9 protein-coding genes are annotated in these 12465 nt (G+C 40.2%); 6 read left to right on the top strand and 3 right to left on the bottom strand.

All coding sequences use genetic code 11. The features are described from left to right. The first annotated feature begins 202 nt into the window (after positions 1–202). The 5 genes from metA to ABLA85_RS14560 all read left to right on the top strand — a co-directional run bounded on the left by metA (position 203) and on the right by ABLA85_RS14560 (position 7026). On the top strand, positions 203–1132 hold the full coding sequence (gene metA, locus ABLA85_RS14540; protein ID WP_367965120.1) for a homoserine O-succinyltransferase: 930 nt from the start codon (positions 203–205) through the stop codon (positions 1130–1132). A 302-nt stretch (positions 1133–1434) separates the two neighbouring features. Then, positions 1435–3033, top strand: a complete 1599-nt coding sequence (aceB, locus tag ABLA85_RS14545; RefSeq protein WP_367965121.1) for a malate synthase A — start codon at positions 1435–1437, stop codon at positions 3031–3033. A 64-nt stretch (positions 3034–3097) separates the two neighbouring features. Further along, the gene (gene aceA, locus ABLA85_RS14550; RefSeq protein ID WP_367965122.1) at positions 3098–4405 is read left to right on the top strand and encodes an isocitrate lyase; all 1308 of its coding nucleotides are present in this window, start codon (positions 3098–3100) and stop codon (positions 4403–4405) included. A gap of 78 nt (positions 4406–4483) precedes the next feature. Then, the gene (gene aceK / locus ABLA85_RS14555) at positions 4484–6220 is read left to right on the top strand and encodes a bifunctional isocitrate dehydrogenase kinase/phosphatase (protein WP_367965123.1); all 1737 of its coding nucleotides are present in this window, start codon (positions 4484–4486) and stop codon (positions 6218–6220) included. Between the two features lie 245 nt (positions 6221–6465). Next, on the top strand, positions 6466–7026 hold the full coding sequence (locus ABLA85_RS14560) for a hypothetical protein (protein WP_367965124.1): 561 nt from the start codon (positions 6466–6468) through the stop codon (positions 7024–7026). 173 nt (positions 7027–7199) lie between these two features. On the opposite strand, the gene ABLA85_RS14565 is transcribed toward ABLA85_RS14560, so the two are convergent. The 3 genes from ABLA85_RS14565 to lysC form a co-directional block, all read right to left on the bottom strand. Next, positions 7200–7841, bottom strand: a complete 642-nt coding sequence (locus ABLA85_RS14565; protein WP_367965125.1) for a bifunctional 4-hydroxy-2-oxoglutarate aldolase/2-dehydro-3-deoxy-phosphogluconate aldolase — start codon at positions 7839–7841, stop codon at positions 7200–7202. A gap of 205 nt (positions 7842–8046) precedes the next feature. Then, complete coding sequence (iclR, locus tag ABLA85_RS14570) at positions 8047–8877, bottom strand: glyoxylate bypass operon transcriptional repressor IclR (RefSeq protein WP_367965126.1); 831 nt, start codon at positions 8875–8877, stop codon at positions 8047–8049. Positions 8878–9127: 250 nt separating this feature from the next. Next, positions 9128–10501, bottom strand: coding sequence for a lysine-sensitive aspartokinase 3 (gene lysC / locus ABLA85_RS14575; protein WP_367965127.1), 1374 nt, complete (start codon positions 10499–10501; stop codon positions 9128–9130). Positions 10502–10815: 314 nt separating this feature from the next. On the opposite strand from lysC, the gene pgi reads away from it, so the two are divergent. After that, complete coding sequence (gene pgi, locus ABLA85_RS14580) at positions 10816–12462, top strand: glucose-6-phosphate isomerase (protein WP_367965128.1); 1647 nt, start codon at positions 10816–10818, stop codon at positions 12460–12462. Positions 12463–12465: the final 3 nt, after the last annotated feature.

The raw sequence follows: 12465 nt of genomic DNA on the forward strand, positions 1-12465 counted from the left end.
GGCACTGCCAGACATTTATTTGACAGAGAAGCCATCCTTTACCGGATGGCTTTTTTGCGTTTGATTTTTTTATTGCTTTTTCTTATTTCATAGAATGAAATAATTTCAATTTGCGTACAAGAACTCGACATTATCCCTACCTTTAGGTTAGATTTAGCTATCTAGAAGGCTAAATATATGTGGAATAATTGAGGTTCATACAATGCCAATTCGTGTACCAGATGAACTGCCAGCAGTTAATTTTCTTCGCAATGAAAATATCTTTGTCATGACATCAACAAGGGCGAATGTTCAGGATATTCGCCCCCTAAAGGTATTGTTGCTAAATCTTATGCCAAAAAAGATAGAAACGGAGAATCAGTTTATCAGGCTATTGTCCAATTCACCGTTACAGATTGATATTCAATTGCTGCGAATAAACAGTTACCGATGTAAAAATACGCCAGCAGAACATTTGGATAATTTTTATTGTGATTTTGAATCCATAAAAGACCAAAATTTTGATGGTTTGATTGTAACAGGTGCCCCTTTGGGGTTAGTAAAATTTGAAGATGTGACTTATTGGCAAGAAATTGAAAAAATTATCAATTGGGCTAAAAGTCATGTGACTTCAACACTTTTCGTTTGTTGGGCTGTTCAGGCTGCGTTAAATATCCTTTATAACCTCCCCAAATATACCCGAACAACTAAACTATCAGGTGTTTATTCTCATACAATTCTGGATCCTTTTGCGTTATTGACCAGAGGGTTTGATGAATCATTTTGGGCACCCCATTCACGTTTTGCTGATTTTCCAGAATCAGTTATTCGTGAACATACAGATTTAGATATTTTGGCTAACTCAGAGGAAGCTGGTGTTTATTTGTTTGCCAGTAAAGATAAAAGGTTAGTATTTGTAACAGGACATCCAGAATATGATGTTGGAACATTAGCCGCAGAATATCAACGTGATCAAATTGCTGGGTTAGCGCCTGCATTACCAGCCAATTATTTTCCGAATAATGATCCAAGAAATAAACCTGTTGCAACGTGGCGTAGTCACGGTCATTTATTATTTTCAAACTGGCTTAATTACTGTGTATATCAGATCACGCCGTATGATCTGTCTTATATGAATCCTTCCTTAGATTAAATTAGTTTAAAATGGTGAAAAATGAGAACTGACTGAAGCGAGTCATTTCTCATTTTTTTAATTTTCTGTTTTTTTGTCAGCCGCTCTCCATTTTTCCATTTCTTATATATAACAAAAGCTTAACAACATTGTATAAGCTATTTTGGAATGCAATTCCCTGTTTTTCTTTTGTTATTCCTTATGTAACTTTTTGATTTTAATATGGTTAAATTATTTATTTTAAATAATGGAAATGGTTTTTGATTTATTTTTTATATTGATTACTCTTATCTGAGTGAGTATTTTAAAGTGAGGAATCGGGAATGGCACAGCAAGTGTTAGAAACTGAATTAACTTTTATAAAATCTTTCTCTGAAGCTGAAAAACAGGTATTAACAACTGAATCTGTTCAATTTTTGGAGGGTTTGGTTGTCAGATTTTCTGACAGACGTAGAAGATTATTAGAAGATCGTGTGAATTGGCAGAAGAAAATAGATGATGGTGCGCTTCCGGATTTCATTTCGGAAACCATTTCCATTAGAAATGGCGACTGGAAGATTCAGAGTATTCCCGATGATCTTAAAGATCGTCGAGTGGAGATCACAGGTCCTGTAGAACGAAAAATGGTCATCAATGCTTTGAATGCCAATGTTAAGGTGTTTATGGCAGATTTTGAAGATTCTCTGGCACCAACATGGGATAAGATTATTGATGGGCAAATTAACTTGCGGGATGCGGTTAATAGGACAATTTCATATACCAATGAACAGGGAAAACGTTATCAATTGAAATCTGATCCCGCTGTTTTGATTGCTCGTGTCCGGGGATTACATCTGTCAGAAAAACACGTCATTTATAAGAATGAACCAATCTCTGGCGGATTATTTGATTTCGCACTTTATTTTTACTTGAATCATAAACAGTTGCTGGCAAAAGGGAGCGGTCCTTATTTCTATTTGCCTAAAATTCAGAGCTACCATGAAGCTCAGTGGTGGAGTGATGTTTTCAGTTTTACGGAAGAGTATTTCAATCTGCCAAAAGGGACGATAAAAGCTACAGTCTTAATTGAGACACTGCCAGCCGTTTTCCAAATGGATGAAATTCTCTATCACTTACGTCACCATATTGTTGGCCTGAATTGTGGGCGTTGGGATTATATTTTCAGTTATATCAAAACATTAAAGAATCATGCCGATCGCGTTTTACCTGATCGCCAGTCTGTCACTATGACACAGCCTTTCCTGAATGCTTATTCCCGTTTATTAATTAAAACTTGTCATAAGCGCGGTGCATTCGCTATGGGGGGAATGTCGGCATTTATACCGAGTAAAGATCCTGAACAGAATCAGAAAGTATTAGATAAAGTCAGGGTTGATAAAGAACTGGAAGCTAATAATGGTCATGATGGTACATGGATCGCACATCCTGGCCTCGCTGATATTGCTATGGATGTATTCAATTCAAAGCTAGGTGATCGACCAAATCAACTGATGGTTTCCCGTGAAGAAGATGAAACAATCACTGCCGAACAACTGCTTGCACCGAGCTTAGGAGAGAGAACAGAAGAAGGGATGCGGGCGAATATTCGGGTTGCCGTTCAGTATATAGAGGCATGGGTTTCAGGCAATGGTTGTGTACCGATATATGGTTTGATGGAAGATGCAGCTACTGCGGAAATTTCTCGTACCTCTATTTGGCAATGGATACACCATGAAAAGTCACTTGCTAACGGTAAAAAGGTAACAAAAGAATTGTTCAGCCAGATGCTGAAAGAAGAACTGATAGTCATTAAACAAGAAGTGGGGGAGGAGCGTTTTAACCAAGGGAGATTTATGGAGGCTTCAGACCTGATGGAACAGATCACCACACAAGATGATTTAGTCGATTTTCTGACCCTGCCAGGCTATCAACTACTCGATTAATGTAAAAACAATATCCGATTAATAAATTAATATCTAATTAATTAAGAATAGGAAGTAAAACATCATGACCGTTTCTCGAGCACAACAAGTCACTCAATTAGAACAAGAATGGAAAAAAACACGCTGGAAAGGGATTAACCGTCCATATAAAGCTGAAGATGTTATTAAATTACGCGGTTCAGTCAATCCTGAACATACTTTGGCGCAAATGGGAGCGGACAAGTTATGGGAGCTGCTGCATGGAAAATCCAAAAAAGGTTATGTAAACGCACTTGGAGCACTGACAGGTGGTCAGGCGCTTCAACAGGCTAAAGCTGGCATTGAAGCGGTTTATCTTTCTGGCTGGCAGGTTGCTGCTGATGCCAATACAGCCGCCAGTATGTATCCTGATCAATCACTCTATCCAGTTGATTCTGTTCCGAATGTTATTAAGCGTATCAATAACAGCTTTCGTCGTGCCGATCAGATCCAATGGGCTAATGAAATTGGCCCTGAGAGTATGGAATACATTGATTATTTTCTGCCGATTGTGGCGGATGCAGAAGCTGGATTTGGTGGTGTACTGAATGCATTTGAATTAATGAAATCAATGATTGAAGCTGGTGCTGCCGCAGTTCATTTCGAAGATCAGTTGGCTGCAGTGAAGAAATGTGGACATATGGGCGGCAAGGTATTGGTGCCGACTCAAGAAGCCATTCAGAAATTAGTAGCCGCTCGTTTAGCGGCAGATGTATTAGGCGTTCCAACTCTTCTTATTGCCCGTACTGATGCCGATGCTGCTGACTTACTGACATCTGACTGTGATCCTTATGACAGTGAATTCATCACTGGCGAACGGACTTGCGAAGGCTTCTTCTGCACTCGTGCCGGTATTGATCAGGCTATCAGTCGTGGATTGGCCTATGCACCGTACGCAGATGTTGTTTGGTGTGAAACTTCTACCCCGGATATTGAGGCTGCCCGTCGTTTTGCAGAAGCGATTCATGCAGAATATCCAGAAAAATTACTGGCATATAACTGCTCTCCATCTTTTAACTGGAAAAAGAACTTGGACGATAAAACTATTGCCAGCTTCCAGGAACAACTTTCTGAGATGGGATATAAATTTCAGTTTATCACTTTGGCTGGTATTCATAGCATGTGGTTCAACATGTTTGATTTGGCATATGACTATGCTCGCGGCGAAGGAATGAAACATTATGTTGAGAAAGTTCAAGAGCGGGAATTTGCAGCACTTGATCGAGGTTATACTTTCTCTTCACATCAACAGGAAGTGGGGACAGGGTATTTTGATAAAGTCACTACGATTATTCAGGGAGGATCATCTTCTGTTACTGCCCTGACTGGATCAACAGAAGAACAGCAGTTCTAAGTTTATATATCTATTGATATCACTTTTGGGGGATTCCGTAAGGAATTCCCCTTTACGTGTCGGATTAAGGTGGTAAATATGGAAACAGATTTCGCACACTTAGTTGCACAAACTATTTTGCAGGGATTTGATGCGCAATATGGCCGATTTCTGGAAGTCACTTCTGGCGCACAACAGCGTTTTGAACAGGCAGATTGGCATGCAGTACAGCAGGCGATGAAGAAGCGTATCAACCTGTATGACCACCATGTTGGTTTAGTGGTTGAACAATTGAAATGTATCAGTGGTTCATTGCAATTGCAGTATGACGAAGAGTATATTGCTAAGGTCAAAGCTGTTTATACCTGTTTACTGCCGGATTATCCTCGTTTTGAGATTGCAGAAAGTTTTTTTAACTCAGTTTATTGCCGCTTGTTTCAACACCGCAATTTGAAGCAAGAAAATTTATTTATCTTCTCTTCTCAACCACTGTGTCGCTTTCGTCATATTTCGCGGCCATTGTCACGGGATTTTTTTCCTGATGGCAATTTAGAATCCATGTTGCAAGCAATCTTAAATGACTTACCGTTGCGCTTGAAATGGGAAAATTTAGAGCGGGATATTGGTTACATCACGCAGTACTTACTGAATACATTTTCCCGACATGACTTATTGCAGGCAACATTTCAGATTGCTAACGAACTATTTTATCGTAATAAAGCTGCCTGGTTAGTAGGAAAAATAAAAATGGGTACAACGACTTATCCATTTTTATTGCCTATTCACCATGATGAATCAGGTAGAATTTTTATTGATACTTGTTTGACTCATCACGATGATGCCAGCATTGTTTTTGGTTTTGCCCGCTCTTATTTTATGGTTTATGCCCCTTTGCCAGCAGCAATGGTGGAGTGGTTGCGTGAAATCTTACCAACCAAATCAACGGCTGAACTCTATATGGCTATTGGTTGCCAAAAACACGGTAAAACAGAATATTACCGTGAATATCTGACGTTTATTAACTCATCTCAAGAGCAATTTACCATTGCTCCGGGGGTGAAAGGTATGGTGATGTTGGTCTTCACTTCTCCTTCCTTTGACCGTGTATTTAAGGTTATAAAGGACAAATTTGCGCCACAGAAAGAGGTATCTCAGGAGCGGGTTCAGGAGTGTTACCGGCTGGTAAAAGAGCATGATCGCGTCGGAAGAATGGCTGATACACAGGAGTTTGAGAATTTTGTCATTGATAAACGCCATGTCAGCCTGGAATTAATGGAGGAACTACAAAAAGAGATCCCCACGAAATTCGAAGATCTGGGTGACAAGATCTTGATAAAACATCTTTATATGGAACGGAAAATGATCCCATTGAACATATACATGGAACAAGTGGATGAAACTCATATGAAAGATGTCGTAGAGGAATATGGGAATGCGATTAAGCAGTTGGCCGCAGCGAATATTTTTCCGGGTGATATGTTATTTAAGAACTTTGGTGTTACCCGTCATGGACGGGTAATTTTCTACGATTATGACGAAATCTGCTATATGACCGAAGTGAATTTTCGGGATATACCTCCGTCACGTTATCCTGAAGATGAACTTGCCAGCGAACCGTGGTACAGCGTTGCTCCCAACGATGTTTTTCCTGAGGAGTTCCGACACTTTTTATGTAGTGATAAGCGTATTCGCAAGTATTTTGAAGAAAGCCACAGCGACTTATTTAAAGCGGACTACTGGCGGGCATTGCAGGAACGTATTAAAAATGGATATATAGAAGATGTTTTTGCTTATCGCTATAGACAGAGATTCAGTCAGCGCACTGAAATAAACTAAATAAGAAATATAATCAGTGGTATTACAATTTCTACAGATAAAGATAATGTATCGTTGTATGATAAAAAATAGCGATTACATAATACTATTTTAAAATGATTAGCTATATTTTTACCAATTTTAAATGGTATGATTCTATTTAAGAAGATTAAGTTTGTTTGTATGAGTATATAATTTAATCATTATAATCTTCACCATTAATAGCATCATACCATTTATTTATAAAAATATTTAGGGAGGAAATAATGGCTCAAGTCATTTTATATGGTGATATTTTACATATTAAGAATAATTATGCTGATGGAAGTTATCTTGATGTTAATGGACACTCGACTTCAGTAGGGGAAAAATATAATGTTGTCACTTCTGTTTCATCAAATCGTGTTAGTGGTTCAGGCTCATGGCAGATTTTATCAGCAGAAGGTAAAAGTTTAGGCACGGAAGTTTACAGTTGTGATACGGTATTTTTATTGAATTTTTATAGAAATAATGGAGGATATCTGAGAGTTAGTGGGAATGCACCATCACCAGAACTCTATAATGTTTATACTGCGGATAAACCTGTACATGCCCTTGATACTGCAATATGGCATATTTTTTCAGAATCAACTGATAAACATGATGGTAAAGTCCGTGAAGGTAATATTATTCGTCTGCTGAATGATTTTAACCATACGCATGGCGGTTTTCTCGATGTCTGTTGGCGGGCAGATCAACCTGGTGCTGTATATAAAGTTTATACTTCTTTGTTATCAAATAGAGGTAATGGTACGGGGACATGGACATTATCTAAAGCTATTTGTTAAATTGTGAAATTGAATCTTTTTATTAAATGAGTTGTGATTTTATTTTAAATTATCTGAGTAATCTTATAATAAAATTAATTAACTCAAGGGAATATTAGATAAACAATGATATATTTTCTCAATGCGGAAATTTTTTAATCTTAAATTTCCGCATTAAGTTTTAGATAAAAAGATTATGCTTTTGTGCCTGCAATAGCAGTACGTGCTAGTTCTGTAATCTGGGCATAATCCTCTTTTTCTAATACATCACCTGGAACCAACCACGAGCCACCAATGCATAGAACACTACCTAATGCCAGATAATCACGATAATTTTCAGGGGAAATACCGCCAGTTGGACAAAAACGTACCTGTGGGAATGGGCCAGCGATAGCTTTCAGGGCTTTTACACCGCCATTCGCTTCTGCCGGAAAGAATTTGAAGCAGTTTAAACCATAGCTCATACCTAGCATTAATTCAGAGACTGTAGCTATTCCCGGAATAAGAGGAATTGAACCAGTCGACGCTGTTTTTAGCAACTCATCAGTCAATCCCGGACTAATGGCAAACTGAGCACCAGCTTCAGTGACGGTTACCAATTGTTTTGGATTAATGACTGTTCCAGCACCGATAATCGCTTCAGGAACTTCTTTGGCGATAAGGCGAATAGCTGCCAGTGCGCATTCAGTTCTTAGGGTAACTTCCAACACGTGTATTCCACCGGCAACCAGCGCTTTTGCTAATGGTACAGCATGTTCAATTTCATTGATTACAATGACAGGGACGACAGGGCCATCGGTCAGGATGCTTTCTGCAGATGTTTTCCAGTTATTCATTGGCAGTTTCTCTCGTCAAATCAGACATGAGGGATTTAAACCTAATTATAAAAATGTCACTGAACCATGGCTCTTGCTTCAAGGCATCACGTGATGACATATCAGGATGGAAAAAGAACCTGGTGAATACAACCTCATGATTTCAATGACCATCTCATCTGGTTGGTATTAGCTGTGTCGTAACAAAGTGAAATTAACCGAAATTTCACTTAATTCCTCCATACTCCCGGCTAACCTCTTTTGCCGCTCGCATAACAAGAGCACCAAGTTCAGTGACTCGATCATCAGAGATGCGCGATATTGGGCCGGAGATAGAAATAGCAGCAAAAGCCTCGTGATGCTCATCATAAATGCAGGCAGCAATACAGCGTAACCCAAGGGCGTGTTCTTCATCATCAAATGAAAAACCCTGCTTACGGATTTGTTCAAGATTTTCTTTCAACGCGGCTGCTGTGATATGAGTATGTTGTGTATAGGCGTGTAATCCTTTTTTATGCAGCAATTGTAGGCACTTTTGTTCGGACAGTGTGGAAAGGAGCGCTTTACCTGCCCCGGAAGCGTGCATCGGCAATTGGCCGCCAATTGGGGCAGACATCCGCATTAGTGCATTACACTGCACTTGATCAACAATCACTGCTTCATACTCATCAATATTGAAAATAGCAAGATTGACGGTTTCACCAGAATCTTCCATTAGTTGGCGTAGAATCGGATGAACTAATACCATCAGATTGCGGCTTTGCAGAAAGCTGCTGCCAACAACAAAAGCATGTGATGCAATTACCCACAATCCCAGATCGCCAATCTGACGAACAAAACCATGCTGCTGTAATGTGGTTAAAAGACGGTGAGTGGTGGAATTGGGAAGGCCAGCCTGAATAGCAAGGTCAGTTAATGCGACTCCACTTTGTGAATCAGAAATATATTCCAAAAGGGACAGGCCTCGGCTTAAGGATTGAACCTGACCGCTTACAGCGGTACTACCGGTTGTCATTTTAGTTTTCTTGGTACGTTTGCTGGCGATGGCGGAGCTCATAAGATTCCCTCTAAATTATCCTCTACTTACAGCATGACTGTGGTAGAAAAAATGGAATTTGTTTTCGTTTTCTTATTATGGATGATAAAGAGGAAAAAAACACATCCGATGAGTGGAGGTGAAAATTACTTTTAGAGAGAGGAAGTATGAGCGTTGAAGGTATTATCTCATCCCATTACGGGATGAGATTGTATTACATCATATAGTTAATATGTTGATCATGGCTAATATGTTGATCAGTCTTTGAACTTCAATCTTCAAACAGATTACGATGAAGTGTCTGAATTATCTGTTCTGCATCTTTGCCGGGCACGAGCAGACAAACATTGTGGCTACTTGCTCCATAGCTGATCATACGAATATTAAAGGATTCCAGGGGGCCAAAAATCTCTTTTCCTAATCCTTTGGCCTGTGAAAGTTTATTGCCGATAATTGCTACCAGTGCCAAATCTTCTTCAACTTCCACACGACATAATGTTGAAAGCTCAGTCAGTAAGGCATTGGTCAGCAAACTGCCATTCGTGCTGGTGGAACCTGTCGTATCCAGTGTCAAAGCAACACTTACTTCTGAAGTGGTAATCAAATCCACCGAAATATTATGACGTGAGAGCAGGGTAAAAACTTCTGCCAGAAAGCCTCTTGCATGTAACATCTTCAGGCTATGCAGGGTTAATAAAGTTTGTTTACGCCGCAATGCCAATGCCCGAAAGCGAGGTGGATTTTTCGTTTTGTCGCAAACCAGTGTACCGCCAGCCTGCGGTTTTTTACTCGAACCAACGAAAACAGGAATACCACTGCGGATGGCTGGCAATAGGGTAGCTGGATGGAGAATTTTGGCACCGAATGTCGCCATCTCGGCCGCTTCATCAAAAGCAATTTTATCAATACGTTTGGCTGTTAGGGCAACTCTGGGATCGGTTGTGTAGATCCCTGGGACATCCGTCCAGATATCGACACGCCGCAAGTCCAGTGCTTCGCCAAGCAGGGCAGCGGTATAATCACTACCCCCACGTCCTAAAGTTGTTGTGCGGCCTTTTTCCTCTCTGCCGATAAAACCTTGTGTAATGACGATTGTGTTATTCAGGCGAGGTTGAAGGTGTTCTGCCGCTAATATATTGAGTTGGTTTGTGTCAGGCTCTGCTTGCCCAAATTGATCATTGGTACGCATTATCCGGCGGATATCAAACCATTCGACATCCGTGTTGCGCTGACGTAATAATTCGGTAAACAGCAGTGTAGACATGACTTCCCCATGACTGACTAACTCGTCAGTCAACGCCTTAGATGTTGCCAGTGAGGCAGTTTCTGACAACGTTGTGATATTATCCAGTAAATGCTCAATCTCTTCTTTAAGCACAGCCGTTTCATTTAACCGCGTGATAATCGCATATTGAATATCACGGATCTGCTTCAGGCACTCCTCCCGTTTATCGTTATCGCAACCAGATGCTAATGTGACCAATAAATTAGTTACACCAGCGGAAGCTGATAAAACGACTACGCGAACATCTCTGTTTGCCAAAATAATATCAGCACAGTTATTCATGGCATCAAAATCTGCCACACTGGTACCACCGAATTTTGCAACAACATACTGCGAGTAGGGAGAAGATACTGCACTCATGGATGATAGCCTTCTGTTTTAGGAATAGAGAGTTAGTTTAGAAATAGAGGGTTAGAAATATCGGGTTAGCTTTGTTGAGTCAATGCTTGAGAATTAAGCATCAATATCTTTCATGATCAGAATGAAATTATCGTTTTTGCCTATATGTCCAATGGATGTCGAATTTGAAGGATATAAGCAATTAGAACTGGAAATAATGACTTATTTTGACCAATATCAGTCAGTAAAAGGAAAAAGAGATCCATCACAGCATTAACTTGTTACAATTCTATGCATTCCTATTGTTTATCTACAGTTGATAGAGAGCATCATTCATGAAAAACATCAACCCTAGCCAGACCGAAGCTTGGAAAGTATTACAACAGCATTTTGAACAGATGAAGAATGTTCACTTACGGGATCTGTTTGAACAGGATAAGGCGCGTTTTGCGACATTCTCTGCAACGTTTAACGATCAGATTCTGGTGGATTACTCCAAAAACCGTATTACTACGGAAACATTGGAAAAATTACAGGCATTGGCGAAAGAAACGGATCTATCCGGTGCTATCCATAGTATGTTTTCTGGTGAAAAGATTAACCGTACTGAAGATCGTGCTGTGCTGCACATTGCTCTGCGTAACCGCAGTAATTCTCCAATTCACGTAGATGGGGAAGATGTTATGCCGCAAGTGAATGCGGTGCTGGAAAAAATGAAATCGTTCAGTGATCGTATCATTGGTGGAGAATGGAAAGGCTATACCGGTAAAGCGATTACTGATGTAGTAAACATTGGTATTGGTGGTTCCGATCTCGGCCCATATATGGTGACTGAGGCGCTGAAAGCCTATAAAAACCACCTCAATATGCACTTTGTTTCCAATGTGGATGGAACCCATATTGCGGAGACATTGAAATCTTTGGCTCCAGAAACCACGCTATTCCTGATTGCCTCCAAGACCTTTACCACACAGGAAACGATGACTAATGCTCATTCTGCCCGTCACTGGTTCCTGCAAAGTGCAGGTGATGAAGCATATGTGGCTAAACATTTTGCCGCGCTTTCAACTAATGAGAAGGAAGTCAGCAAATTCGGCATTGATACACAAAACATGTTTGAATTCTGGGATTGGGTTGGTGGCCGTTATTCCCTCTGGTCTGCAATAGGCTTATCCATTGCACTTTCCATTGGTTATGACAACTTCGAGCAGTTGCTGAGTGGTGCTCATGCTATGGATAAACACTTTGAGCAGACCGCACCTGAACAAAACATTCCTGTTCTGTTAGCGCTGATTGGCATCTGGTATAACAATTTTTTTGGCGCAGAAACTGAAGCGATTCTGCCTTATGATCAATATATGCACCGTTTCGCTGCATACTTCCAGCAGGGAAATATGGAATCAAACGGTAAATATATTGACCGCAATGGTAATCCGGTAAATTATCAGACCGGGCCGATTATCTGGGGAGAGCCGGGTACAAATGGTCAGCATGCCTTCTACCAGCTTATCCATCAGGGTACGAAACTTATTCCCTGTGATTTTATAGCACCTGCAATGAGTCATAATCCGGTTACTGATCATCACAGCAAGCTGCTATCTAACTTTTTCGCACAAACTGAAGCGCTGGCTTTTGGTAAAACTCAGGCGCAGGTGGAAGCTGAATTTGCTGCCGTTGGGAAGAGTGCACAGGATGTGGCAAATATTGTGCCGTTTAAAGTGTTTGAAGGTAACCGCCCAACTAACTCAATTCTATTGCGTGAAATTACACCATTCAGTCTGGGCGCATTAATTGCTATGTATGAACATAAGATCTTTGTTCAGGGAGCAATTCTGAATATATTCTCATTCGATCAATGGGGAGTAGAACTGGGTAAACAATTGGCGAACCGCATTCTGCCTGAATTGCAAGGGGAAGAAGTTGTGAATAGCCATGACAGTTCTACAAATGGTCTCATTAATCGCTTTAAAAAGTGGCGTTAATCT

The organism is Xenorhabdus sp. SGI246, assembly GCF_040838225.1.
GTDB classification, from domain to species: domain Bacteria; phylum Pseudomonadota; class Gammaproteobacteria; order Enterobacterales; family Enterobacteriaceae; genus Xenorhabdus; species Xenorhabdus indica.